Annotated in this window: 19 protein-coding genes; 11 read left to right on the forward strand and 8 right to left on the reverse strand. The window is 73.2% G+C overall.

From position 1 onward, the window contains the following. Positions 1-126 precede the first annotated feature (126 nt). Together FHD63_RS11080 and FHD63_RS11085 are read left to right on the forward strand one after the other, a co-directional pair. The gene (locus FHD63_RS11080; protein ID WP_139722124.1) at positions 127-1380 is read left to right on the forward strand and encodes a DNA recombination protein RmuC; all 1254 of its coding nucleotides are present in this window, start codon (positions 127-129) and stop codon (positions 1378-1380) included. Positions 1381-1426: 46 nt separating this feature from the next. Continuing rightward, positions 1427-2317, forward strand: a complete 891-nt coding sequence (locus FHD63_RS11085; protein WP_238705634.1) for a trypsin-like serine protease — start codon at positions 1427-1429, stop codon at positions 2315-2317. Positions 2318-2371: 54 nt separating this feature from the next. On the opposite strand, the gene FHD63_RS11090 is transcribed toward FHD63_RS11085, so the two are convergent. Together FHD63_RS11090 and FHD63_RS11095 are read right to left on the reverse strand one after the other, a co-directional pair. Further along, complete coding sequence (locus FHD63_RS11090; protein WP_420853133.1) at positions 2372-3415, reverse strand: 4-hydroxy-3-methylbut-2-enyl diphosphate reductase; 1044 nt, start codon at positions 3413-3415, stop codon at positions 2372-2374. A gap of 84 nt (positions 3416-3499) precedes the next feature. After that, positions 3500-4249 carry an alpha/beta fold hydrolase gene (locus FHD63_RS11095; protein ID WP_139722126.1) on the reverse strand — a complete coding sequence of 250 codons (750 nt, stop codon included), beginning with the start codon at positions 4247-4249 and terminating at the stop codon, positions 3500-3502. A gap of 106 nt (positions 4250-4355) precedes the next feature. On the opposite strand from FHD63_RS11095, the gene xseA reads away from it, so the two are divergent. Beyond that, a complete protein-coding gene (gene xseA / locus FHD63_RS11100; RefSeq protein WP_139722127.1) occupies positions 4356-5591 on the forward strand; it encodes an exodeoxyribonuclease VII large subunit in 1236 nt (411 codons plus the stop codon). 249 nt (positions 5592-5840) lie between these two features. Beyond that, the gene (locus tag FHD63_RS16655) at positions 5841-6161 is read left to right on the forward strand and encodes an exodeoxyribonuclease VII small subunit (RefSeq protein ID WP_238705635.1); all 321 of its coding nucleotides are present in this window, start codon (positions 5841-5843) and stop codon (positions 6159-6161) included. Positions 6162-6233: 72 nt separating this feature from the next. Here the strand turns inward: FHD63_RS16655 and FHD63_RS11110 are convergent, their stop codons facing one another. Further along, positions 6234-6836, reverse strand: coding sequence for a DUF4245 domain-containing protein (locus FHD63_RS11110; protein WP_158296765.1), 603 nt, complete (start codon positions 6834-6836; stop codon positions 6234-6236). Positions 6837-6927: 91 nt separating this feature from the next. On the opposite strand from FHD63_RS11110, the gene glpX reads away from it, so the two are divergent. The 4 genes from glpX to FHD63_RS11130 are packed head-to-tail and all read left to right on the forward strand — an operon-like array spanning position 6928 to position 10483. Further along, positions 6928-7950 (forward strand): class II fructose-bisphosphatase, encoded by a 1023-nt coding sequence (gene glpX, locus FHD63_RS11115; protein WP_058889923.1) that lies wholly within the window; start codon positions 6928-6930, stop codon positions 7948-7950. Continuing rightward, positions 7950-8882 carry a carbohydrate kinase family protein gene (locus FHD63_RS11120; protein ID WP_139722130.1) on the forward strand — a complete coding sequence of 311 codons (933 nt, stop codon included), beginning with the start codon at positions 7950-7952 and terminating at the stop codon, positions 8880-8882. Before glpX ends, FHD63_RS11120 begins: the two co-directional genes overlap by 1 nt. A gap of 45 nt (positions 8883-8927) precedes the next feature. Further along, a complete protein-coding gene (locus tag FHD63_RS11125) occupies positions 8928-9464 on the forward strand; it encodes a beta-class carbonic anhydrase (protein WP_139722131.1) in 537 nt (178 codons plus the stop codon). Between the two features lie 8 nt (positions 9465-9472). After that, positions 9473-10483: a MauE/DoxX family redox-associated membrane protein gene (locus FHD63_RS11130; RefSeq protein ID WP_139722132.1), complete on the forward strand. Its 1011-nt coding sequence runs from the start codon at positions 9473-9475 to the stop codon at positions 10481-10483. Here FHD63_RS11130 and glmM read toward each other — a convergent pair. Then, on the reverse strand, positions 10453-11799 hold the full coding sequence (glmM, locus tag FHD63_RS11135) for a phosphoglucosamine mutase (protein WP_139722133.1): 1347 nt from the start codon (positions 11797-11799) through the stop codon (positions 10453-10455). The two genes, FHD63_RS11130 and glmM, sit on opposite strands and share 31 nt — an antisense overlap. Positions 11800-12053: 254 nt before the next feature. Between glmM and FHD63_RS11140 the strand changes: the two genes are divergently transcribed. Continuing rightward, positions 12054-13775, forward strand: coding sequence for a S8 family peptidase (locus FHD63_RS11140; protein WP_139722134.1), 1722 nt, complete (start codon positions 12054-12056; stop codon positions 13773-13775). A gap of 86 nt (positions 13776-13861) precedes the next feature. Here FHD63_RS11140 and rpsI read toward each other — a convergent pair whose 3' ends face one another. Together rpsI and rplM are read right to left on the reverse strand one after the other, a co-directional pair. After that, entirely contained in the window at positions 13862-14368 is a 507-nt protein-coding gene (gene rpsI, locus FHD63_RS11145) for a 30S ribosomal protein S9 (RefSeq protein WP_139722135.1), read from the reverse strand. A 16-nt stretch (positions 14369-14384) separates the two neighbouring features. Next, positions 14385-14828, reverse strand: coding sequence for a 50S ribosomal protein L13 (rplM, locus tag FHD63_RS11150; RefSeq protein WP_139722136.1), 444 nt, complete (start codon positions 14826-14828; stop codon positions 14385-14387). A 198-nt stretch (positions 14829-15026) separates the two neighbouring features. Between rplM and FHD63_RS11155 the strand changes: the two genes are divergently transcribed. Together FHD63_RS11155 and FHD63_RS11160 are read left to right on the forward strand one after the other, a co-directional pair. Further along, complete coding sequence (locus FHD63_RS11155) at positions 15027-16196, forward strand: AI-2E family transporter (RefSeq protein WP_139722137.1); 1170 nt, start codon at positions 15027-15029, stop codon at positions 16194-16196. Position 16197: 1 nt separating this feature from the next. Further along, the gene (locus tag FHD63_RS11160; protein ID WP_139722138.1) at positions 16198-16764 is read left to right on the forward strand and encodes an ArsR/SmtB family transcription factor; all 567 of its coding nucleotides are present in this window, start codon (positions 16198-16200) and stop codon (positions 16762-16764) included. On the opposite strand, the gene pulA (FHD63_RS11165) is transcribed toward FHD63_RS11160, so the two are convergent. Further along, a complete protein-coding gene (gene pulA, locus FHD63_RS11165; RefSeq protein ID WP_158296766.1) occupies positions 16739-19429 on the reverse strand; it encodes a pullulanase-type alpha-1,6-glucosidase in 2691 nt (896 codons plus the stop codon). The two genes, FHD63_RS11160 and pulA (FHD63_RS11165), sit on opposite strands and share 26 nt — an antisense overlap. 22 nt (positions 19430-19451) lie before the next feature. Beyond that, positions 19452-25154 carry a pullulanase-type alpha-1,6-glucosidase gene (gene pulA / locus FHD63_RS11170; protein ID WP_238705636.1) on the reverse strand — a complete coding sequence of 1901 codons (5703 nt, stop codon included), beginning with the start codon at positions 25152-25154 and terminating at the stop codon, positions 19452-19454. Between the last annotated feature and the right edge of the window lie 21 nt (positions 25155-25175).

The following is a 25175-nucleotide window of genomic DNA, read 5'->3' on the forward strand; positions in this document are numbered from 1 at the left end:
GCCCTGTCACGGTGGGGGATGCTCCCGTCCGGGCAGACACCGAGGACTGCTCATCTGCTGGTCACGGTATGACGACGGCGCGCCGGAATCAACGGGTCTGTCGGCCCCACGTGCCACGCTGCCCCCATGAGCACCACCCTGCCGGGAGTCCTCCCCCTCGTCCTCGTCCTCCTCCTCGGCCTGGCCCTGGGGTGGCTCGTCGGGTCCGCGCGGGTCGGCGCGCGCCTGGCCCGCGCGGACACCGAGGTCGCCCTGGCGCACGCCGACCGGGACCGCGAGCGATCGCGTGCCGCCGAGCTCGAGCAGCTGCTCTCCGACGCCGAGCAGGAGGGCGAGGCCGACCGGCGGACCGCCGCCGAGCTGGCGCCGCTGCGCGGTGCCCTCGAGCGGGTCGAGCGGCAGGTGCGCTCTCTCGAGCGGGACCGCCTCGAGCAGTTCGGGCAGGTGGGCGAGCACCTGGACCAGGTCGTGTCGCAGACCCGGGCGCTGCAGGAGCAGACGGCGGCCCTCTCCGGCGCGCTGTCGGCGTCCGGCACCCGCGGCACCTGGGGCGAGGTGCAGCTGCGCCGGGTCATGGAGCACGCGGGCATGCTGGCCCGTTGCGACTTCGACGAGCAGGTGGGGGCCGTGAGCCGGCACGACGCGCGGGTGCGGCCCGACGCGGTCGTGCGGCTCCCGGGCGAGAAGGTCCTCGTGGTGGACAGCAAGGCGCCGCTGACCGCCTTCCTGCGCGCGCAGGCGCCGGAGTGCCCTCCCGGCCGGGTCGACGACCTCCTCCGCGACCACGCCGCAGCGCTGCGCGGGCACGTCGAGGCGCTGGCGGCCAAGGACTACTGGTCGGCGTTCACGACCTCGCCCGAGCTGGTCATCTGCTTCGTGCCCAGCGACGCCGTGCTCGCGGCGGCCCTACGGGCCGCGCCGGACCTCTACGACCACGCCCAGTCGCGCAAGGTCGTCCTGGCCTCCCCCGCCACCCTCCTGGCCGTGCTGCGCGCCACCGCCCTGGCGTGGCAGCAGGACGCCCTCGCCGGCAACGCGCGCGAGCTGCTCGCCCTGGGCACCGAGCTCCACCAGCGCCTCGGCACCGTGGGACGGCACGCCCGCGCCATGGGCGCCGCGCTGCGCCGCTCGGTGGAGAGCTACAACCAGCTGGTGGGCACCCTGGAGTCCCGGGTCATGGTGACCTCCCGGCGGATGAGCGAGCTGGGCCTCGTGGACTCCGCGCACGACCCGCTCCCCACGCTCGAGGTCGCACCTCGACCGACGGGCGAGGACTGGCTGGCCACCGAGCTGGACCTCGGCACGCCGGCCCGGTCCGACGAGGACCCCGTGGACCACGCCCGGCCCGCTCGGCAGGACGGCAGACGCAGTGCGGGCTAGGGTCCCTGCTCATCCGATCCCGTGAGATAAACATCACACCATGCGCATGCGCACCCTTCTCGCCGGCCTCGCCGGCGTGGCGACCGTCGCCACCACCGCCCTGCCCGCCGCCGCGATCAAATGGGGCGAGCCTGATGACGGCGAGCACCCCTTCGTCGGCCTCATGGTCGCCTACACCTGGGACGACACGAACGGCGACACCGAGGTCACCGATGACGAGCTGGTGGCCGCGTGGCGGTGCAGCGGCACCCAGGTGGACGCCGACACCTTCCTCACCGCGGGTCACTGCACCTACGGCGCGGACGCCGTGGCGATCTGGTTCGACGAGGACCTCACCGACGTCCAGGCGGCGCGGGAGTTCGTCACCTTCGACGCCGCGATCGACCAGGACAGCGACCTGGCGGCCGACGCCTGGAGCGACGACGCGCTGACCCACCCGGACTACGACGACGCCGCCTTCTACCTGCACGACGTGGGGGTGGTCGACGACCTGACGCTGGCCCCCGACACGTCCTTCGTCGACTACGGCCAGCTGCCCGAGGCGGGCTACTGGGACACGCAGCTGGCGACGCGTGCGAAGGACCGCAACTCCTACTCCACGGTCGGCTACGGCCTGCAGTGGAGCATGCCGGACAGCAACGGGCAGGGCCGCGGGTCCGAGGGCGCCTGGACCCGTCTCCAGGCCGGCGGGGTGCTCCTCGGCACCCGGCAGTTCGGTGGCGGCAAGGCGAACGACATGTACGTCGTGCTGAGCAACAACGCCAACACCGGCGGCACCTGCTCCGGTGACTCGGGAGGACCGACCTTCGTCGAGGACACCACCACGGTCGTGGGGGTGACGTCCTTCGGCGTCAACACCACCTGCGCGGGCACCAGCGGGGTCTACCGCATCGACACCCCGGACGACCTGGAGTGGCTGAGCCAGTTCGTGGGCTGATCCACCGACGACCGGCCCGGCAGGCGCGCCACCCCTCGGGCGCCGTCGGGCCGGTCAGCGCAGGCTGTCCTCGCGACCGCTCGGGATCGAGCCGGGGTCGTGCTGCACCTTCTTGACCTCCTGGCCGGCGGCCTTGAGGTCCCGGCGGATGTCGGTCGGGAGGGCGAACAGCACGGACTCCTCCGCCGCGGTCACGGCCTGCACGTCCTCGAAGCCGCGCTCGGCGAGCCAGTCCAGCACGTCGCGCACCAGCACCTCCGGGACGCTCGCCCCGCTCGTGACCCCCACGGTGCGCACGCCCTCGAGCCACGCCTCGTCGATCTCGTCGGCGTAGTCGACGAGGTGCCCGTCGCGCGAGCCGTACTCCAGCGCGACCTCGACGAGACGCTTGGAGTTGGAGGAGTTCTGCGAGCCCACGACGATCATGAGGTCGCAGTCGGTGGCCATCTGCTTGACCGCGACCTGGCGGTTCTGGGTGGCGTAGCAGATGTCGTCGCTGGGCGGGTCCTGGAGGTTGGGGAACTTCTCCCGCAGCCGCCGGACCGTCTCCATGGTCTCGTCCACGCTGAGCGTCGTCTGCGAGAGCCACACCACCTTGTCCGGGTCCCGGACCTCCACCGCGTCGACGTGCTCCGGGCTCTCGACGACCGTGATGTGCTCGGGCGCCTCGCCGGCGGTGCCCTCGACCTCCTCGTGCCCCTGGTGGCCGACCAGGAGGATGTCGTAGTCGTCACCGGCGAAGCGGACCGCCTCGCGGTGCACCTTGGTCACGAGCGGGCAGGTCGCATCGATCGTCCGCAGCGAGAGCCGCGCAGCCTCCTGGTGGACGGCCGGGCTGACGCCGTGCGCGGAGAAGATGACCCGCGCCCCCTCGGGCACCTCGTCGGTCTCCTCCACGAAGATCGCGCCACGCCTCTCCAGGGTCCGCACCACGTGCTTGTTGTGCACGATCTCCTTGCGGACGTAGACCGGCGGGCCGTAGAGCTCCAGGGCCTTCTCCACGGTCACGACGGCACGGTCCACCCCGGCGCAGTACCCGCGCGGCGCCGCGAGCAGCACCCTCTTGGTGGCGGCGGAGGCGTCGGCCGGCACGTCGATCGCCTCGGTCGGTCGGGTCGAGGGGGTTGCAGAAGTCACCGGGCCAGTCTAGGTGCTGCCCCTGGACGCTCCCCGAACCCCGGGTCAGCCCGAGGAGGCCCGTTCCCACGCCGCCCGGAGCACCTCCGCGACCTGCTCGGGATGGGTGGCGGGGAGCAGGTGCGAGGCGCGCGGGACGGTGACGACGCGCACCTGCCGGCACGCCGCGGCATACCGCCCGACGTGCAGACGCATCTGGTCGAGCTGGCCGTTGACCAGCGTCACCGGCACGTCGACCGACGTCAGCAGCTGCGGCCCACCCCCCGACATCACCAGCTCCCAGGCCGCCGGCAGGGCGGCGTAGGCGGCACCGTCGGGGAGCAGCCGGGCGTGCTCGCCCCGGGCCCCGAGCACCCGCATGACGGCGTTGACGGCCCGGGCCATCCGGTCCGGACCCACCACGGGCAGGACCCGGGCGAAGCCGCGGTAGACCCCGGCCAGCCGGCTGCGCGGGTCGGCCGTCGCGCCGAGGAGGACGAGCCCGCCGAGCTCCCCGGGGTGCTGGTCGGCCCACGTCATCGACAGGTAGCCGCCCAGGCTGTGTCCGCACAGGACCGGTGGCACCCCGCCGGCCACGGCGCGGGCCCGCCCCACGGCCCGGTCGATCGTCGAGAGCGCGGACTCCGCGGTGAACTCCTCCCCGACCCGGTCTCCGTGGCCGGGCAGGTCGACCGTGACGAGCTGCACGTCGGGGAGCAGGGCCCGGTAGGGCTCCCACTGGGCCGCGTTCATCCGGGTGCCGTGGACCAGCACCAGGGCGGGCCGGGGGCGGGAGCCGGCGTCGATCGCGTCCATACCCGCGAGTCTGCCCTGCCCGCCCGGGCAGGCGCCCGCCGACCGTGAGGATGCCGCCCCAGCCGCACCTCCACGGTCGGCGGGGGACGCGGCATACCCTGAGGCGGTGCCCTCACCCCAGCTGCCGCCGACCGCCAGGGAGACCACCGCCGCCTCCCCGTGGCCGGTCCGGACCCTGTCGATGAAGATCAGCGACTACGTCGACAAGATGTCCCCGCTGTGGGTCGAGGGGCAGATCGTGCAGCTCAACCGCCGCCCGGGCATGTCCACCGCCTTCCTGACCCTGCGCGACACCGACGTCGACATGTCGCTGTCGGTCGCCATCCCGACCGGGGCGCTCGACGCCATGCCGGCACCGGCGGAGACGGGGGCGCGGGTCGTCGTGCACGCCAAGCCCACGTTCTGGACCAAGCGAGGGACCCTGCAGATGGAGGCGCGGCAGATGCGCCACGTGGGGGTCGGCGAGCTCCTGGCCCGCCTGGAGCACCTGCGCCAGCTGCTGCGCAGCGAGGGGATCTTCGACGCCGGGCGCAAGCGGTCGCTGCCCTTCCTCCCCCGCCGCATCGGCCTCATCACCGGGCGCGCGACCGCCGCGGAGCGGGACGTCCTGGCCGGCGTGGCACGACGCTGGCCGGCGGCCGTCGTGGACGTGCGCCAGGTGCCGGTGCAGGGCGCCGAGACGGTCACCGCCGTCACGGGCGCCCTGCGCGAGCTCGACGAGGACCCCGACGTCGAGGTCGTCGTCATCGCCCGCGGCGGGGGCTCCTTCGAGGACCTGCTCCCCTTCTCCAACGAGGCGCTGGTCCGCGCCGTCGCCGCGGCCCGCACCCCGGTGGTGTCGGCGATCGGCCACGAGAGCGACACCCCGCTGCTGGACTTCGTGGCCGACCTGCGGGCCTCCACCCCCACGCACGCCGCCGCGGCCGTCGTCCCCGACGTGGCCGACGAGATCGCCGGCCTGCGCACCGTGACCGCCCGCAGCCGGCGCGCCCTGGTCACCCGGATCACCCGCGAGCGCGAGCGGCTGCGGGACCTCATGGCCCGCCCGGTCATGGCGGACCGGGCCGCGATCGTCGCGCAGCACCGCCGCGACGTCACCGAGCTCCACGCCCGCGGCCGGACGGCCCTGACCTCGCGGCTCGAGCGCGAGCGGGACCGCAGCGACCAGCTGCTGCGCCACCTGCGGGCGGTCTCCCCGCAGCACACGCTCGAGCGGGGGTATGCCGTGGTGCGCCACGGCGACGGCACCATCGTGCGCGACCGGGAGGAGGTCGACGCCGAGGAGGTGCTGCGGGTGACGGTGGCCCGCGGGGACTTCGCCGTCCGCCCGGTCACCCGGTAGCCGCGGCGCCCTGACCGGGGTCACGGCGACCATCAGCCTGGCCGCGGCTCGTGGGCCTTGATGGGCCAGGAGCCGCAGGGATCCCAGCAACCACAGGAGCCGCACGGTGCGGGGAAACACCCCTCCGCGAGGGCTATACCGCCCGCTCACGCGCACATCTCCGCAGCGTGGGGCGGGTGGTGCAGGCGTGGTCCACGGGACGGTCGCGGCCCGCTCCCCGCACGTCTCCCGGCGGCGTACGGTGGTCCGGTGACTTCTGACGACAGCCCCACCACCGCAGACCTCACCCCCGTCGGCGACCTCAGCTACGAGCAGGCCCGGGACGAGCTCGTCGCGCTCGTGGCCCGCATCGAGTCCGGTCAGGTGCCGCTGGAGGAGGCCATGGGCCTGTGGGAGCGCGGCGAGGAGCTGGCCGCCCACTGCCAGGGCAAGCTGGATGCCGCGCAGGAGACGCTGGACCGCGCCACCGAGCGGGGAGAGGACGCCGGGAACGGGTCCGAGGCAGCGGCACAGCCCTCGGCCCCGGCGCAGCCCTCGTCGGCGGCCGCCAGCACCGACGCCGCCGACTGACCCGGGAGGCGCACCGGCCCACGACGGACCACGCCCCGTCGACCCGTCACGGCGACCCCGGGCCGCACCGTGCTAGTCGCGCGTCTCGACGCTGGCCAGCAGCTCGGCGGCCTCCGCCTCCTGCGCGGTGCCGTGCACGACCACCGTCGTCCCGTCCGCGTCCTGGGGGCCGAGCAGCCAGGCGTGCTCCGCGTTGCCGGACTCGGCCTCCCAGACCTCCCAGGCGTCCTCCCCCGTCGGGCCGGTGAGGTCGGTCTCCCCGACGCGGTCGGCCCCCGTCAGGACCGCGTCCTGCCAGGCCTGGTCCACCCCGGCGGCCTGGTGCAGGGCGAGGTACTCCCCCTGCGGGGTGACGTAGGAGATGTGCCAGGTCGGCACCTGCTCCAGCGGCTCGAACCAGACGACGGTCGGGGTCCACCCCTCGCCCGGGTCCGGCACCCACACGGGCCAGTCCGCCTGCGTCGCGGCATACGACGCCGTGGTGCCGACCTCCACCTGGCGCGGCTGCGGCTCGGACGGGTTGTAGGTGAGCGACCACCACACCAGCACGACCGCGAGCACGAGCAGCGTGGAGTAGACCATGTTGCGCACCGTGTAGGACGCCAGCCGCTGGCGGCGCCGGTCCGGTGCGGGACCGGCGGGCGGGGCCGGGCTGGTCTGCGACGGGGTGCTCACCCCTCCATGGTCGCACCCCCGGCAGCCCGGCGCGGAGGCGAGCGCACCCGCTAGGGTGACCGGCAGCATCGTCTCGCCCAAGGAGGGGCCCATGGCCGACCGCTCGCCCAAGACCACCGACCAGGTCCTCCCGGATCGCAACCTGGCCCTCGAGCTGGTGCGGGTCACCGAGGCCGCCGCCCTCGCCGCCGGCCGTTGGGTCGGCCGAGGCGACAAGATCCTGGCCGACAACGCCGCCGTCGAGGCCATGCGCAAGGTCATCTCGCAGGTCGCCATGGACGGCGTGGTGGTCATCGGGGAGGGCGAGAAGGACGAGGCGCCGATGCTCTTCAACGGCGAGCAGGTCGGGGACGGCCACGGGCCCGCCGTCGACGTGGCCGTGGACCCCATCGACGGGACCACCCCGACCGCCAAGGGCATGGACAACTCCATCGCGGTGATGGCCGTGTCCGAGCGGGGCACGATGTACGACCCCTCGGCCGTCTTCTACATGGACAAGCTCGTCGTCGGCGCCGACGTCGCCGACCGGGTCGACATCCGGCTGCCCGTTGGGGAGAATCTGCGGCGCATCGCGCGCGCCAAGAAGCGGTATGTCGAGGACCTCACCGTCATCATGCTCGACCGCCCCCGCCACGACCGCTACACCCACGAGGTCCGGGAGGCCGGCGCCCGGCTGCGGTTCATCACCGACGGCGACGTCGCCGCCGCCATCGCCGCCGCCCGGGAGAACTCCTCGGTCGACATGCTCATCGGCATCGGGGGGACCCCGGAGGGGATCATCACCGCCTGCGCGATGAAGGCCATGGGCGGGGTCATCCAGGGCCGCCTGTGGCCCAAGGACGACGAGGAGCGGCAGAAGGCCATCGACGCCGGTCACGACCTCGACCGGGTGCTGTCCACCGACGACCTCGTCACCGGCGACAACTGCTTCTTCGTCGCGACGGGGATCACCACAGGGGAGCTCCTGGACGGGGTGAAGTACGGCTCCGGCACTGCCGTGACGCAGTCCCTGGTCATGCGCTCGCGCTCCGGCACCATCCGGGAGATCACCTCCCACCACCGCCTGGACAAGGTGGCCGCGATCGCCGACGCCCTGTCCCCGGACGCCGTCTGATGGCGGCCGTCCTCACGGTCGGTGAGGCGCTCATCGACATCGTCGTCCCCCACGACGGGGGCGAGCGCAGCGAGCACGTCGGGGGCTCGCCCGCCAACGTCGCGATCGGGCTCGCGGCGCTGGAGCACGAGAGCCGCCTCACGGCATACCTCGGGGCGGACGAGCACGGCGAGCGGGTGCGCCGTCACGTCGAGCGCTACGGCGTGACCCTCACCGAGGGGTCCGACGAGGCCCCCCGCACCTCCACCGCGACGGCGCACCTCGACGCCGACGCGGTCGCCACCTACGACTTCGACCTGGCCTGGGAGGTGGGGCCGCAGGACCTCACCGGCGTCGGCCACGTGCACACGGGATCCATCGCCGCCACCCTGGAGCCCGGCGGGTCGGCCGTCGTCGAGCTCATCGAGAGGGCGCGCGCGGAGGCCACCGTCTCCTACGACCCCAACGCGCGGCCGACGATCATGGGTGCCCCGGAGGACGCGCGCGGACGCATCGAGGAGTGCATCGGCCGCAGCGACGTCGTCAAGGCGAGCCTCGAGGACGTCGAGTGGCTCTACGGCGAGGCCGACCAGGCCGACGTCGTCGACATCGTGCACCGCTGGGGCCAGCTGGGGCCGCACCTCGTGGTGGTGACCCGCGGCGGGGAGGGTGCCGTGGTGCACCTGTCGCGCGACGACACCACCCTGGAGCTGCCCTCGCTCACCGTGCAGGTCGTGGACACCGTGGGGGCCGGCGACTCGTTCATGTCCGGCCTGGTGAGCGGGCTCCTCGACGCCGGGCTCCTCGGGTCGACCGAGGCGCGCTCCCGCCTGGCCCGGGCCGAGCTGGAGGACATCGCACCGGCGCTGGAGCGGGCGGTCGCCTGCGCGGGCTGGACCGTGGCGCGGTCGGGCGCGGCCGCCCCGACCCGCGGCGACCTCGGCCTGTCCTGACCGGTGCGACGGGCGCTCGGCCCCTGACCCACTAGGCTTCAGGGCATGGACGCCACCTCCCCCGCCCCGGACGCCTCCGGCACCGCGCCCTTCGCCGACCTCCTGGCGGCCAACGCGACCTTCGCCACCGAGCACGCGGCCGAGCTCGAGGGCTTCGACGGGGTCGCCCGCGCCGGCGTGGCGATCGTCACCTGCATGGACTCCCGCATCCAGCCGCTGCAGATGCTCGGGCTCACGCACGGTGACGCCAAGATCTTCCGCAACCCGGGCGGCCGGGTGACCGACGCGGCGCTCGAGGCCCTCGTCCTCGGCGTGCACCTCCTCGGCGTCCGGCGCATCCTCGTCGTCCCGCACACCCGGTGCGCCATGACGAGCAGGACCGAGAACGAGCTGCGCGAGACCATCTCCGAGCTCTCCGGCATCGACGCGTGGTTCCAGCGCTTCCACGTCGTCAGCGACCAGGAGGCGGCGCTGGCCGAGGACGTCCACCGGGTGACCTCCCACCCGCTCATCCAGGGTCGGGCCGAGGTCGGGGGCTTCCGCTACGACGTCGACACAGGGCGTCTCACCCAGCTGGTCTAGCCCGACCCGTGCCCGCCGCCCTGGCCCTCACCGCGCTCCCCCTGGCCCTGGTCCTCGGCCTGGCCGGCCTGGCCAAGCTGTCCGCGCCCGGTGCCACCGCCGACATGGTCCGGGCCCTGCGACTGCCGGGCCGGCTGCGACCGCAGGTGGTCGAGCGCGTGCTGCCCTGGGTCGAGATCGCGAGCGCCGGGCTCCTGCTCTCCCCGTGGCTCGTGACGTATGCCGTGGGGGCCGCGTCGGCGCTGACGCTCTGCCTCGCCTTCACCGCCGTGGTGGCCCGCGCCCTGCGTCTGGACCCGCGACCGGACTGCGCGTGCTTCGGGCGGATCGGGGACCACCGCATCACCGCCCGCACCCTGCTCCGCAACCTGCTCCTCGTGGCCCTCGGCGCCGGTGCGGCGTGGGCCGCGCTGGGCGGGCGCACGGCCTGGGGTCTGCTGGCGGACTTCGGCCCCGCCGACTGGTGGTGGCTCGGCGTCGCCGTCGTGACCTCCGTGACGGCGGCCCTGGCGCTGGGCCGGCCGACGGCACCCACCCGCGTCGACCCCGCCCGCGCCGCGGACGAGGCCCGGGCCGGGGACGCCGCGAGGCCCGTCGGCGCGGGCGCGGCGCCCGCGCACCGGGACCTCGTGTCGTCGGTGCCGCTCGTCGACCGCGACCTCGACACCCTGACCCCCCTGACCCTGGCGGTCGCCGGCCCGCAGGTCCTGGTGCTGGTGAGCTGCTGGTGCGGACCGACCTTCGACGTCGTCAGCCGGCTGCCGCGGTGGCGGCAGGAGCACCCCCGGACCGGGATCCACCTGGTCCACACCGAGCCGCCCTGGTCCGAGCCACGGGTGCGTGACCTCGCCGACGTCTGGTGGGACCCCGGTGGTCGGCTGCACGACTCGTGGGGCGAGGGGGCGCGTCCGACGGCCGTCCTCCTGGACGCGGACGGGCACGTCGAGGGCCCCGTCACCGGGGTGGCGGAGATCGAGAGGATGCTGGGCTACAGCGCCAACCGGTCGCGGACCACCTGAGCCAGCCGGTCGGCGCAGGCGGCCGCCCTCTCCTGCGAGTCGGCCTCGACCATCACCCGCACGACCGGCTCGGTGCCCGACTTGCGCAGCAGCACCCGGCCCCGGTCGCCGAGCTCGGCCTCGATCCCGGCGACGGCGGAGGCCACCCCCTCGTCCTGGCCCACCCGGTCCTTGTCGACGTCCTTGACGTTCACCAGCACCTGCGGCATCCGCGTCATGACGCCGGCCAGCTCGTGCAGCGCCCTGCCCGACCCGACCACCCGCTGGGCGAGGGCGAGGGCGGTGAGCACCCCGTCGCCCGTGGTGCCGTGCTCGAGCATGATGACGTGGCCGGACTGCTCCCCACCCAGGGAGTAGCCGTGCGCCCGCATCTCCTCCAGCACGTAGCGGTCACCGACCGCGGTCTGCACCACCCGCACCCCCTCGCGCTCCATCGCCTGCAGCAGGCCCAGGTTGCTCATGACCGTCGCGACCAGGGTGTCGTCGCGCAGCTCGCCCCGCTCGCGCATGCTCAGCGCCAGGATGGCCATGATCTGGTCACCGTCGACCTGGTCGCCGCGCGCGTCCACCGCCAGGCACCGGTCGGCGTCCCCGTCGAAGGCCACGCCCATGTCGGCCCCGCGCAGCCGCACGGCCTCCTGCAGCTGGTCGAGGTAGGTCGACCCGGCGCCCTCGTTGATGTTGAGCCCGTTGGGGTCGGCGCCGATGACGTCCACGGTCGCACCCGCCCGTCGGAACACCTCCGGCCCCACCTCGGAGGCGGCGCCGTGGGCCGCGTCGATGACGATCCGCAGGCCGTCCAGCCGCCCGGGAGCGGCCTCCAGCAGGTGCTCGATGTAGAACTCGGCCCCCCGCTGGAACGGGCGGATCCGGCCCACGCCGGCCCCGGTGGGACGCTCCCACCCGCCCCCCATCCGCTCGGAGATCCGGTCCTCGATCTCGTCGGCGAGCTTGTGCCCGCCGCTGGCGAAGAACTTCAGCCCGTTGTCCGGCATCGCGTTGTGCGACGCGGAGAGCATGGCGCCCATCTCGGCGTTCATGCGCTGGGTGAGGTAGGCGATGGCCGGGGTCGGCAGCACGCCGGCGTCCAGCACGTCCACCCCGGCCGAGGCGAGCCCCGCCATGACCGCGGCCGACAGGAACTCCCCGGACGCCCGCGGGTCCCGACCGACGACGGCGGTCGCCCGGTTGCCGCCGAAGACGCTGTGGCCCCCCAGCTCGTGCGCGACCGCCACCGACAGGTCGAGCGCCAGCTCGGCGGTGATGTCCTTGTTGGCCAGGCCGCGCACGCCGTCGGTGCCGAAGAGTCGTCCCATGGTCTGTTCCTGTCTCGCTGTCGGTCGAAGGGCTGACAGGGCAGTATGCCGCACCGAGGTGACGGCGGGACCGCTCCCTGCCCAGCCCGGCGGCAGGTCAAGCAGGCGTCAGGCTCCGGTCAAGCATCGGTCAGGATCCGGTAGAGGTTCGGTCTGCAGGGCCGCCCCGGCCCACCTTGACGCAGCGTCAGGCGCGCACAGTGAGCCCGAGCGGTTGCACCGTCGCGACCGCCCCGCCTCATGAAGGAGCAGCTATGCAGCGCATCCGCAGGATCTCCTTGGCCGCCGCGGCCTCGTTGGCCACCGCCGTCGGGGTGGCCGTCCCCTCGGTGGCCGTGCCCGACCGCCCGGACGCCGTCGCGCCGCTGGTGGAGAGCACCACCGAGGCGGTCGAGGGGTCCTACATCGTCATGCTGGACGTCGCCGCGCAGAGCAAGCGCGGGCCGAGCGAGCGGGCCGCGGAGCGGGCGCACCAGGCCGTCGCGGCCGCGACCGAGAAGAAGGTGGCGCAGGCGCGGGGCAAGGGCATCCACGTGGGGCACACCTACACCGCGGTCGGCGGCTACTCGGCGACCCTGGACGCGGCCCAGCTCGCCGACCTGCGCGAGGACCCGGACGTCGCCTGGGTCGAGGAGGACTCGGTCGTCTCCGTCTCGGCCACCCAGAACAACCCCCCGTGGGGTCTGGACCGCATCGACCAGCGCACGCGCCCGCTCAGCGGGTCCTACACCTGGACCGCGACCGGCAGCGGCGTCCGCAGCTACGTCATCGACACCGGCATCCGCACCACGCACGGCGACTTCTCCGGCCGGACGGCCTCGGGCTACACCGCGATCGACGACGGCCGCGGCACCAGCGACTGCAACGGCCACGGCACCCACGTCGCCGGCACCGTCGGCGGCACCACCTACGGCGTCGCCAAGGGGACCACCCTCGTGCCCGTCCGGGTCCTCGACTGCAACGGCAGCGGCACCAACGCCGGGGTCATCGCGGGCATGAACTGGGTGGCCACCAACGCGCCGCGCCCCTCGGTGGTCAACATGAGCCTGGGCGGCCCCGCCTCCACCACCACCGACGCGGCCGTCGACCGGCTGGTGGCGCGCGGCATACCGGTCGTGGTGGCCGCCGGCAACGAGAACCAGAACGCCTGCAACGTCTCCCCCGCGCGGGCGGCGAACGCCATCACGGTCGGCTCCACGACGAGCAGCGACGCACGGTCCAGCTTCAGCAACTACGGCAGCTGCGTCGACCTCTTCGCCCCCGGCAGCTCGATCACCTCGGCGTGGTACACCTCGAACACCGCCACCAACACCATCTCGGGCACCTCGATGGCCAGCCCCCACGTCGCCGGGGCGGTCGCGCTCTACCTGCAGGCCAACCCCTCGGCCTCGCCCGCGCAGGTGGCCACGGCCCTGAACGGCTCCGCGACCACCGGGCAGCTGAGCGGCATCGGGTCGGGGTCGCCGAACCGGCTGCTCTACACCCCCGGTCTGCAGTCCGGCGGCAGCACCCCCGACCCGGCCCCGGTGCCGGGCGGCTCGATCACCAACGGCGGCTTCGAGTCCGGGACCACCGGCTGGAGCGGTGACACCGCCACGATCGGGACGACCGGGTATGCCGCGCGCAGCGGCTCGGCCAAGGCCTGGCTCGTCGGCTACGGCCAGACCCGCAGCGAGGCCATCACCCAGCAGGTGAGCGTGCCCTCGGCCGGGGCGGACCTCGACCTCTGGCTGCGGGTGGTGACGCAGGAGACGACGTCGTCCACCGCCTACGACCGCATGCAGGTCCAGGTCGTCTCCGGCGGCAGCACGACGGTGCTCGGCACCTGGTCGAACCTCGACGCGTCCTCGGGCTACGTGCAGCGGACCGTCAGCCTCGACGCGTTCGCCGGCCGCACCGTCACCCTGCGCCTCGTCGCCGCCGAGGACTCCACCCTGGCGACCTCCTTCCTCGTCGACGACCTCAGCCTGCGCTGAGGACCGGACGGGACGACGACGGCCCGCCCGCAGCGTGGCTGCGGACGGGCCGTCGTGGTGCGCCGGCCGGGGCCGGGCGCGGGAGGTCAGCGCTTGCTGTACTGCGGCGCCTTGCGGGCCTTCTTAAGGCCGGCCTTCTTGCGCTCGGGCACGCGGGCGTCACGGGTGAGCAGACCGGCGCGCTTGAGCGCGGGGCGGTTCAGCTCGGTGTCGATGCCGTTCAGCGAACGGGCCACGCCCAGACGGACCGCGCCCGCCTGACCGGAGGGGCCGCCGCCGTGGACGCGGACGAGCACGTCGTAGGCGCCGTCCAGCTCCAGCAGGGTCAGCGCCTCGGCGGCGATCTGCTGGTGCACCTTGTTAGGGAAGTACTCGGCGAGGGTGCGGCCGTTGATCCGCCACTGGCCGGTACCCGGCACGATGCGGACCCGGGCGACGGCCTGCTTGCGGCGGCCGGTACCGGCGCCGGGCGAGGTGGCGCTCGGGCGCTGCGCCGCGGCCTCGGGAGCCGCGGAGGACTCGGTGGTGTACTCGGAGACGGCGTTCTCGTCGAAGTCGGCGCCGTCGGCGGTGTCGATGTCGTTGACAGTCATAGGTCCTTCGGCTTCCTTACTGGGCGACCTGGGAGATCTCGAACGGGGACGGCTGCTGGGCCGCGTGCGGGTGGGTGTCACCCGCGTAGACCTTGAGCTTGGAGATCACCTGCCGTCCCAGCGAGTTCTTCGGGAGCATGCCGCGGACGGCCTTCTCCACGGCGCGGGTCGGGTGCTTCTCGAGCAGCTGCTCGTAGGTCTCCGCCTTCAGCCCGCCCGGGTAGCCGGAGTGGCGGTAGGCCTTCTTCTGCTCCAGCTTGGCGCCGGTGAGGGCGACCTTGTCGGCGTTGATGATGATGACGAAGTCGCCGGTGTCCATGTGCGGGGCGAAGATCGTCTTGTGCTTGCCGCGCAGGAGGATCGCGGTCTGGGACGCCAGGCGACCCAGGACGACGTCCGTGGCGTCGATGACGTGCCAGGCGCGGGTGACCTCGCCGGCCTTCGGGGAGTAGGTGCGCATTCGCCTACCTTCTTCGAGAGTTGGTGATGGGCAACCGTTCTAGTCTACCGACCGGTGACGGTCGGCCAAACTCCGACAAAAGCGCAGGTCAGCGCGTATGCCGTGGGCTCGGCACCGATCCCTGGGCGGCCTTTGTGCACAACTATTGTGCACCGGGTGCGCGGTGCCGTAGCCTCGACTCGTCGAGAGGAGCACGCCGTGCCCGTCCTGCCCCCCCTCCGGCGACGGCCCGCCCGGCCCGAGCGAGCACAGGTCGTCCCCGCGGCCCCTCCCCCGCCCGTCGCCGAGAGCCCGTGGCCTCGCGCCGTCCTCGTGCTCCTGGGCATCGCCCTGGCCTTCGCGGTCCTGCTCGGCCTGAACCAGCTCCGGGACTACATCGCCCCCACCTTCCTGGCGCTCAACCTGGTCCTGGCGGCGGCTCCGCTGCAACGCTGGCTGGTCACTGTGGGGGTGCCGCGCATCATCGCCGCGGTGCTCACCGGCGGCGCGATCTTCGCCTTCCTCATCGCCTTCTTCACCGCCCTGGGGTGGTCCGCGGCCGCCATGGTGGAAGAGCTCAGCTCGCAGGAGTACCGCCAGCGCTACAGCGAGCTCTACACCCAGACCGTGACCTTCCTCGAGGGCTACGGGCTGCAGCAGGACACCCTGACCCAGCAGCTGGAGTCGGTGCTGGACCCGGCCCGCCTCATCGGTGCCCTGGGTGGGGTGATCGGCAACCTGGGCGGCATCCTCGGCCTGCTGACGACGACGGTCATCGTCATCTTCTTCCTCATGATCGACACCATGAGCGCCGGCCGCCGGATGGCCCTCGTCCAGGAGCAGCACCCCAACGTCGCCCACGCCCTGGTGAGCTTCGCGCAGGGCGTCCGTCGCTACTGGGTCGTGACCACGCTGTTCGGTCTCATCGTCGCGGTGCTCGACGTCGTCGCGCTGTTCTGGCTCGGTGTCCCCCTGGCGCTGGCCTGGGGCGTGGTGGCCTTCCTCACCAACTACATCCCCAACATCGGCTTCGTCATCGGCCTGGTGCCCCCGGCGGCGGTCGCGCTGCTGGCCAACGGGCCGGTCAACGCCCTCCTGGTCGTCGTGGTCTACAGCGCCCTCAACTTCGTCATCCAGAGCCTCATCCAGCCCAAGTTCACCGGCGACGCGGTCGGTGTCACCCCGACGGTGGCCTTCATCTCCCTCATCGTCTGGGCCTGGGTGTTGGGCCCGGTGGGCGCGCTGCTGGCGCTGCCGGCGACCCTGCTGGTCAAGGCCGTGCTCATCGACGCCGACCCGCAGGCCCGCTGGGTCAACGCCTTCCTCGCAGCTCGCCCGGAGACGGCCCGGGCCGAGACCACCCGCGAGAGCTTCACCCAGGAGACGTGAGGTGAGCGAGCGGACCGCCCTGCGCGCCCTCGCGCACCCCCTGCGCAGCCGGCTCCTGGCCGAGCTGCGGGTGCACGGGCGCGCCACCGCCACCGAGCTGGCGCAGGCCCTGGAGACCCACACCGGCGCCACGTCCTACCACCTGCGCAAGCTCGCCGAGGTCGGGCTGGTGGAGGACACCCGCTCCGGCACCGGCCGGCGACGGGTATGGCGCGCCCTGGACCTGCCGCCCACCGCCGGCCTGGTCGACGAGCCGCTCGACGAGGACGACGCGCAGGCGGCCGACTGGCTGGCGCTGGACTACCTCGCCCACTTCGGCGAGAGGGCCCGCGGCTGGATCCAGGACAAGGACTCCTACGAGCCGGCCTGGCGCGAGAGCTGCGGGCTGGAGGACCACCCGGTGCAGGTCACCGCCGAGCAGGTCACCGCGCTGCGCGCCGAGCTGCTGGAGGTGCTGGAGCGCTACCGTCGCGTCGGTCAGGGCAACCCCCAGGCCAAGCGCGTGGTCGTCTACACCTGTGCCCTGCCGCTCCCGCCCACCCTCACCGCACGAGCAGCGCAGCCGTGAGCCCGGGCACCCGGACCTGACCCTCCGCCAGCCGCCAGCCGGTCGCCTTGACCAGCTCGTCGGCCCCGTCCCGCTGCACCGACGAGAGCCGCCAGCGCTGACCGGCCAGCCCCGGCACGGTGACCGTGCGCGTCCCCGGTGCGGCGTTGAGGACGACCATCACGGCCTCGTCGTCCCCTGGCCTCCCGGCCCCCAGCCTGCTGCCGTCCACCAGCATGACCACCAGGTCGGGCGCCCCGTGCTCGGTCCCGGAGACCGGGAAGGACACCGCGGCGCCGATCGCCTCGGCCGACCCGAGCCGCAGCAACGGGTGCGCCGAGCGCAGGCGCAGCAGGTCCAGGGCGCACCCCCGCGCCAGGGCCATGTCCGTCGCCGCGGGCACGAGCGAGGCGTCCGCGAGCAGGGGGCGCATGAGCTCCCAGCGCACCCCGTTGTCCGGCTCCGGCGGCAGACCCCGGGCGGCGCCGTTGTCCCGCAGCCCGGGGTCGTAGCGGTTGAACCAGTCGCCCGAGGCGTAGCTGTTGCGGTCCAGGCTCTTGCTGCGCAGCAGCTCCGCCCCGGCGTGCCAGAAGCTGATCCCCTGCGACAGCGTGACGGTCGCGAGGGCCAGGGTGTTGCGTCGCACCCGTTCGGCCATGGGGGTGGACGGCGCCAGCTTGAGCGTCAGGGTGTCCCAGAGGGTCTCGTTGTCGTGGGCGTCGACGTAGTTCACGACCTCCTCGGGGCTCGCGGCATACCCGCCCGCCGCACCCCCGTAGTCGACCTGCTCCCCGCAGACCTCCTCACCGCTCTCCTGCGAGCGGAACCGCAGGCCACGCAGACCGCCGGCCAGGCCCACCTGCAGCAGGTCGGTATGCCGGGGGTCGCGTCCCCCGGTGGCGAAGCCGAGGCCCGTCCGGGGGTCGGCGTCGTGGACGCTGCCGCCGCGCACCGCGTCGCGCAGCCGGTCGTTGAAGGTGCCGATCGAGGTGCCGTCCAGCTGCCCCTGGGTCGCCTGGCGGAACCGGGCGTCGCCCGCGACCTCGCCGAAGTCCCACCCCTCGCCGTAGAGGTGCACCGCTGCACCGTCCACCCCGTCCGCCTCGAGGGTGAGCGCGTCGAGGGCGGCCCGCACCGCCTCCATGTTCTCCGTGCTGTGATGACCCATGAGGTCGAAGCGGAAGCCGTCGACCCGGTAGTGCCGCACCCAGAGCACGCACCCGTCCACCATGAGCTTCTGGGCCATGGCGTGCTCGGTGGCGAGGTTCTGGCAGCACGTGGACGTCTGCACGTCCCCGTCCGCGTCCAGCCGGTGGTAGTAGCCGGGGACCACGCGGTCCAGCACCGAGGAGCGGTTCAGGCCGGAGTCGGTGGTGTGGTTGTAGACCTGGTCCAGCACGACCCGCAGCCCCAGCTCGTGCAGCCCGGCCACCATCGTGCGCAGCTGCGCGGTCCGGGCGCCACCGTGCGCCTGGCCGGGCGTGCTGGCGTAGGAGCCCTCGGGGGCGAGGAAGTGCCAGGGGTCGTACCCCCAGTTGAAGGCGTCGCGCAGGGCGTGCGCCCGGACCCGCCGCTGCTGCTCGCTGCTGTCCGGCGGGAGCTCCGCCAGCGCACCGGCGGGCTCGTGCGCCTGGGCGGCCGGGTCCTCCGGCACCGAGGTCAGGTCGAAGGTGGGGAGCAGGTGGACGCTGGTGAGGCCCGCGGCGGCGAGCCGGCGCAGGTGCCGCCTCCCCTCACCCTCGGCGGCGAAGGCGAGGTAGGACCCGCGTACCCCCGCCGGCACGGTGTCGTCGTCGCGGGAGAAGTCGCGGACGTGCAGCTCGTAGACCGACTGGTCGACGGCCCGGACGGCGGGCGGCACGGGCGCCTGCAGCCAGCGCCGCGGGGCGTGCGCCGGGTCGTCGAGGTCGACGAGCACGCTGTGCCGCGAGTCCAGGGACAGGCCCACCGACCAGGGGTCCGTGGCGCCCACCCGGCGCCGCTCTCCGGTGCGCGGCAGGACGTGCTCGAGGTCGAGCCGGTAGCAGCGACCGGCCCACGCGGGCGTGCCGGTGACGGTCCACGCGCCGTCCTCCTGGCGCTGCATCGGCACCCGCATCGGCTCCCCGGCGGGGGCCCACGCCCGCTCCCGGTCGTGCTCGGGCACCCCGTCCCACAGCAGCAGGTCGACCGCCCGGGCCGTCGGCGCCCACACCGCGACGGAGGGCACCCGTCGGCCCGGCTCCCCCGTCCAGCTCACGCCGAGCGCTCGCCGGTCCGCGGCCCCGGCGTAGAGGTCGTCGAGCACGCCCGGGACCTGCACCGAGGTGGCCAGCGCCGTCGCGCCGGTGCCGTCGCGGCCGAGCAGCGCGACCTGACCCGTGAGCAGGGTCGCTGCCCGCCGCGCCACCTCGCCGTCGCCTCGCAGCGCGCGGCACGGGGCCAGGTGGGGCCAGCGCCGCACGAGGGCGTCCGGGAGGGTGCCCTCGGCCAGCGTGAGCGCCAGCTCCTCCTGCGCGCCCTCGCCGCGACGGTCGATCCCGCCGTCCGGCGCCGCACCGAGGCTCCAGCGCAGGTCCTCCGGGGCGACGCCGTGCGGCAGCGCCGTGGGCGGGACGGCGACCAGGTCGGCGGTCAGCCAGTGCGCGCGGGCGCGCAGCAGGTCCCGGCGGTCGAGGTCCGGGCGGTCGAGGTCCGAGGGGTCCACGGGACCCATCCTGCCCCGCACGTCACGGCTGGACGAAGACCGCCACGGTGCGGGCCGGCACCCGGGCGGTTCCGGCAGCCGCGTCCCACGTCGCCTCCTGGACCACGGGGTCGGCGCCGTCCGCCTGCACCGGCGAGAGCTCCAGATCGGCACCCTCGAGACCGGGCACCACCTGGTCGACCGGCTCGGCGCCGGCGTTGAAGACGACGACCAGGCCGTCCAGCTCCGGGTCGACGTCCGCGCCGACCGTGTCGTCCACCCGCATGACGACGACCTGCTCGTCACCCTGCTCCGTCCCGGAGACCGGGAAGGTGAGCTTGGTCTCGATGAGCTCGGCGTCCCCGAGCCGGAAGAGCTCGGTGGAGGAGCGCAGCCGCAGCAGGTCGGCGGCCATCGCGGAGGCCTGCTCGATGTCGGCCGGCTCGGGCGCCAGCGCCGGGTCGGCCAGGAGGGGCTGCATGAGGCCCCATTTGTCCTCGTTGTCCGCCGCCGGCGGCAGGCCCCGGCCGAAGCCGTTCTCGGTCATGGTGAAGTCCAGCAGGTTGAACCAGTCGCCGCTGTTGTAGGAGTTGCGGTCCAGGCTCTTGCTGCGCAGCAGGTCGGCGCCACCGTGCCAGAAGCTGATCGACTGCGACAGCGTCGTGGTGGACAGGGCGAGGGTGTTCATCCGCACCCGGTCCGCCATCGGCAGGTCCTGCGGCAGCTTGAAGGTGAGGGCGTCGAAGATCGTCTCGTTGTCGTGGGCGTCCACGTAGTTGACGACCTCGTCCGGGTCCTCCGCGTAGCCGGCGGCCGAGCCGTTGTAGTCGACCTGCTCGCCGGTCACCACCTCACCGCTCTCCTGGCTGCGCAGCTCGAAGCCCCGCAGGTTGCCGGCGAGGCCGACCTGCACCAGGTCGGTGTCGTTGCCGCTGGTGCCACCCGTCGCGAAGCCCTTCTCCGCACCAGGGTCCTCGTCGAAGGGTCCGCCACCGCGGACGCCGTCGCGCAGCCGGTCGTTGAAGGTGCCGATCGAGGTGCCGTCGAGCTGGCCCTGCGTGGCCTGGTAGAACCGGGCGTTGTCGGCCACCTCGCCGAAGTTCCACCCCTCGCCGTAGAGCGTGACCTGCGAGCCGTCGACGCCGTCGCGGCGGACGGTGAGCTCGTCCAGCGCGGCACGCACCGCCTGCATGTTGTCCCGGCTGTGGTGACCCATGAGGTCGAAGCGGAAGCCGTCGACCTTGTAGTCCCGCGCCCAGACGACCACCGCGTCCACCATGAGCTTCTCGGCCATGGCGTGCTCGGTCGCGATGTTCTCGCAGCAGGTCGAGGTCTCCACGTCACCGACGGCGTTGAGCCGGTGGTAGTAGCCGGGCACGACCTTGTCGAGGACGCTCTTGCTCCCCTGGCCCGACTGGGCGGTGTGGTTGAACACCTGGTCCAGGACGACGCGGAGACCGGACTCGTGCAGCCCGCCGACCATCGTCCGGAACTCGGCCACCCGGGCACCGCCCTGGGCCGCCTCGGTCGTCGAGGCGTAGGAGCCCTCGGGCGCCATGAAGTGCCATGGGTCGTAGCCCCAGTTGAAGGCGTCCGCGTCGGCCTGCGCCATGACGCACTCCTGCTGCTCGGCGCTGTCCGGCGGGAGCGAGTCGAGGTCGCAGTCCGGCTGCGGCACCGCGTCCGCGTCGGCGGTCGTCTCCGGGATCGAGGCGATGTCGAAGGTCGGGAGCAGGTGCACGGTGTTCATCCCCGCCTCGGCGAGCGCCTCCAGGTGGCGGCGGCCGTAGCCGTCCTCGGCGAAGGCCAGGTAGGAGCCGCGCAGCTCGGCCGGCACGTCCGGGTCGGCCATCGAGAAGTCGCGCACGTGCAGCTCGTAGATCGTCTGGTCGACCTCGTCTTCGAGCGCCGGCGCCTCCGCCCGCTGCCAGACCCGCGGCTGCCACTGCCGGTCGTCCAGGTCGACCAGCACCGAGCGCTCGCTGTCGAGGGTGAGGGCGACCGAGTACGGGTCGGTGACCCGGTTGGTCTCCACCGCCCCGGTCTCCGGCACAAAGACGTCGACCTCGAAGAGGTACTCGCGACCCGTCCAGGACCTCTTCCCCTTGATCTCCCAGCTGCCGTCCTTGAGCCGGCGCAGGGACGACTCCTGGGGGTCACCCTGGCCGCCCTCGGGCCAGGTCAGCAGCCGCACGTCCTGGGCGGTCGGGGCCCACAGCCGCAGGGTCGGGTTCGGGCCGCGCCAGCTCACGCCGAGCGCGGTGTCGGCGGCCCGCTCGGCATACAGGTCGTCGAGGACACCCGGGACCTGGACCCCGGTCGCGTCGGCCAGCCGGCCGAGGTCGTCGTACATCGCGACGGCCACCTGTCCGGTGAGGATGTCCCCGGCGGCCCGGGCGCTGCGCCGGTCCAGCCGCAGGGCGAGGTGACCCTCGAGGTGCGGGAAGTCCTCGAGCACCTCCTCAGGAAGCCCGTCCGGGTCGAGGGTCAGCGGCGAGGAGTCACCTCCAGTGACGGCCTCGGCATCGATCCCCAGCCCGCCGTCGGCGGACCAGTGAAGCCGCCAGTCGCGCAGCACGGCGTCCTCGACCCCCTCTGCGGGCCACGCCACCAGGTCGTCGCGCACCCAGTAGGCGCGCTGCGAGCCGAGGTCCGGCGCCACGCCCGCCTCGGACGTCGTCACGCTCAGCACGTGCGTCTCCAGGTCGTAGCTGAAGGTCGTCCGCACCCCGTCGGAGGGCACGGAGAAGCCGATGTTGGCGCCGTCCCGCTCGCCGCCCTCGCCGTAGTTCTCGTCCCAGGACAGGCCGTGCGCCACCTTGAGCTCGTAGGTGCCGGCCGGGATCGCGGTGGTGGCATAGGTATACGTGCCGTCGCCGTCCGGGTCGATGAGCCAGGGGGCCATGCAGGAGGGGTCCCAGTCGCCGGGGCAGCCCAGCTCGCTCTGCATGGAGCCGGGAGCGGTGATGATCGGGCCCTCCGCGTCGGAGGTCACGTAGTGGCGGGCGTGCTCGTAGTAGAAGCTCACCGGCCCGCCATCGGCGGTGTAGCCGATGTTGGCACCTCCGGGTGCTCCGCCGGCGCCGTAGCTCTCGTCCCAGGAGCGGTCGATCGCAGCCTTGTACTCGTAGTCGCCGGCCGGGATCGTGCCGGCGTCGTAGGTCCCCTTCCAGACGGTGTCCTTCGCGTCCAGCGTGAGCTGCGCCTGGTCGCAGTCCGGCTGCCAGTCGCCCGAGCAGCCCATGGCGGGGTTGTGGCTGCCGGGCACGCTGACCGCGTCCGGCTGCTCGACCGGGCCGATGGGGTCCACCCCACCACCGCCGCCCCCTCCGCTGCCGGCCTCGCCGACGATGCCGTAGCTGGAGGAGGCCGAGACGTTGCCGGAGTGGTCCTGCAGGATCGCCCGGTACTCCAGCAGGGTGCCGTCCGGCAGACCGGTGACGTCGTGGAAGACACGGTAGGGCGCGTTGTCGTCGGTGCCGAGCACCGACCACTCCTGCACACCGACGGGGCGGTAGGCGAAGGTCACCTGCGCGAAGACGTTCTCCGGCACCGCGGCACCGATCTCGGCGCGCCCGCCCACGACCCCGCCGGCCGCCGGGCTGGTCATCGCGACCGACGGTGCCTCACGACGCCCGCGCAGGTCTTTCTCGGCCCGGTAGACCTCGACGGACAGCGGGTCCACGTCGACGGTGAGACGGCCTTCGGACCCGGTGATGAACCGGCCCCGCTCGCCGTAGATGGCGCGGAACATCGTGCGGGAGCCGTAGGTCGACAGGGATGCCTGCTGGGGCTCGTCGGAGTTGTTGGCCACGACGAGGTACTCGACCTGCTCCTCGGCGTCGATCCGGGAGAAGGCGTAGATCCCGGCCTCGTTGCTCGCGTAGCGGTGGATCTGCGCCCCGTCGGCGAGCGCGGGGTTGGCCTCGACGAGGTCGCTGAGCGCCGCGATCTGCCGGTACAGCGGGTGCCCGGTGTCGTAGCGGTCCCGCGCGCCGGAGGGAGCACCGATGACCGGCTCGTCGGCATACTGCTGCACCTGGGTCGCGAACATGTCCTGCCGCGCGTCCTTGTCGCCGCCGGCTCCGATGAAGCCCTGCTCGTCGCCGTAGTAGACGACCGGCTGCCCGCGGGTGAGGAACATCAGCGCGTTGGTCAGCTCGACCCGCCGCTGCAGGTCCTCCCCGGAGTGGTCCCCGGCCAGCATCATCGCCGCCCGGCCCATGTCGTGGTTGCCGGTGAACGTCGGCAGCTGGTAGGCGTTGGAGTCGGTGTCGGTGTAGTAGTCGTCCTGCGCGTAGAACGTCCGCAGTTCGGTGGTGGCGGCACCCCGCGCGAAGGCCACCGAGCGCGCCTGGAAGCCGAAGTCGATGACGGCCTGGAGCTCACCCTCGGTGGGGAAGGTGGAGAGGTACTCCGGGTTGGAGTCGTAGACCTCGCCGAACATGAAGAAGTCCTCGTTGTCCTCACGCGCCGCCTCCAGCACCCGCGGGCTGAACTCCTGCCAGAACTCCAGGTTGACGTGCTTAACGGTGTCGATCCGGAAACCGTCGATGCCCAGGTCGGCCCAGGTGGAGTAGATGTCGACCATGCCGTCGACCACCTCGGGGTTCTCGGTGAAGAGGTCGTCCAGGCCGACGAAGTCGCCGTACAGGCTGGACTCGCCGGCGAAGGTGGAGTCGCCGCGGTTGTGGTAGAGCGTGCGGTCGTTGAGCCAGCCCGGCACCTTCACCTCCGCGTCCTCCTCGGTGCGGAAGACGGGGGTGTAGGGGAAGGAGGTCTCGGGGTCCAGGAGCGGGAACGGCTTGTTGACGTAGTCGCGGTCGTCGAAGGCGTTGCCGGCCGCGTCGCGGTAGGGCTCGGTCTCCTTGTCGACGTAGCCGTACTCCCCCTCGGCGTAGTCGATGACGTCCGCGGTGTGGTTGGTGATGATGTCGAAGTAGACCTTCATCCCCCGGTCGTGCGCCTCGTCGATGAGCGCCTTCATCTCCTCGTTCGTCCCGAGGTGGGGGTCGATCTGGGTGAAGTCGGTGACCCAGTAGCCGTGGTAGCCCGCGCTCGCGTCGGCCCCCGACCCCTGGACCGGTCGGTTCTTGAAGCTGGGAGTGAGCCAGATGGCGGTCGTCCCCAGGCCCTCGATGTAGTCCAGCCTGTCCTGGATGCCCGCCAGGTCGCCGCCGTGGAAGAACCCCTTGTCCGTCGGGTCGAAACCGTGCTGCAGCCGGTCGCCCGCGATGCCGGCCGTGTCGTTGGTCGGGTCGCCGTTGGCGAAGCGGTCCGCCATGACGAAGTAGAACTGCTCCCGGGTCACCGGGGCCCGCAGGCTGTCCCCGGCCAGGGCGTCGTCCTGCTCGGCGTCCGTGGGCTCGAGCAGGGGGACGAGACCCACCTCGTCGGTGGCGTCGTCGAAGGTGAACTCCAGGCTGGCCGGCCCCTGGACCTGGACGGCGAGGTTGGCCTCGGGGTGGGACTCGTCCCAGCCGCCGTCGAGAGCGACCTTGTACTCCCACCTGCCCGCGGGCACCTCGAAGGTGGACCGGTACACGTCCGGGCTGCCGTCGACCGGGGTCAGTCGGGTGGCCTGGCACGACGGCTCCCAGTCGGTGCCGCAGCCCAGCTCGTCCTGCAGGTCCCCCACGAGGGTCACCGCGCGTCCCTCCTGCGCGGCCGCCGGCGAGGGAGCCAGGGTCTGCCCGGCCAGGGTGGCGGCACCGGTGGTGGCCAGCAACGTCGCGGCGAGAAGCATGCCGACAGCAGGACGTGGACG

This window comes from Serinicoccus chungangensis (genome assembly GCF_006337125.1).
In the GTDB taxonomy this organism is placed as follows: Bacteria; Actinomycetota; Actinomycetes; order Actinomycetales; family Dermatophilaceae; genus Ornithinicoccus; species Ornithinicoccus chungangensis.

Coding starts and splice junctions, on each gene's coding strand:
- FHD63_RS11080 (WP_139722124.1), top strand. CDS start 127: ATGAGCACCACCCTGCCGGGAGTCCTCCCCCTCGTCCTCGTCCTCCTC.
- FHD63_RS11085 (WP_238705634.1), top strand. CDS start 1,427: ATGCGCACCCTTCTCGCCGGCCTCGCCGGCGTGGCGACCGTCGCCACC.
- FHD63_RS11095 (WP_139722126.1), bottom strand. CDS start 4,249: ATGGACGCGATCGACGCCGGCTCCCGCCCCCGGCCCGCCCTGGTGCTG.
- glpX (WP_058889923.1), top strand. CDS start 6,928: ATGGCCGACCGCTCGCCCAAGACCACCGACCAGGTCCTCCCGGATCGC.
- FHD63_RS11120 (WP_139722130.1), top strand. CDS start 7,950: ATGGCGGCCGTCCTCACGGTCGGTGAGGCGCTCATCGACATCGTCGTC.
- FHD63_RS11125 (WP_139722131.1), top strand. CDS start 8,928: ATGGACGCCACCTCCCCCGCCCCGGACGCCTCCGGCACCGCGCCCTTC.
- glmM (WP_139722133.1), bottom strand. CDS start 11,799: ATGGGACGACTCTTCGGCACCGACGGCGTGCGCGGCCTGGCCAACAAG.
- FHD63_RS11140 (WP_139722134.1), top strand. CDS start 12,054: ATGCAGCGCATCCGCAGGATCTCCTTGGCCGCCGCGGCCTCGTTGGCC.
- rpsI (WP_139722135.1), bottom strand. CDS start 14,368: ATGACTGTCAACGACATCGACACCGCCGACGGCGCCGACTTCGACGAG.
- rplM (WP_139722136.1), bottom strand. CDS start 14,828: ATGCGCACCTACTCCCCGAAGGCCGGCGAGGTCACCCGCGCCTGGCAC.
- pulA (WP_238705636.1), bottom strand. CDS start 25,154: ATGCTTCTCGCCGCGACGTTGCTGGCCACCACCGGTGCCGCCACCCTG.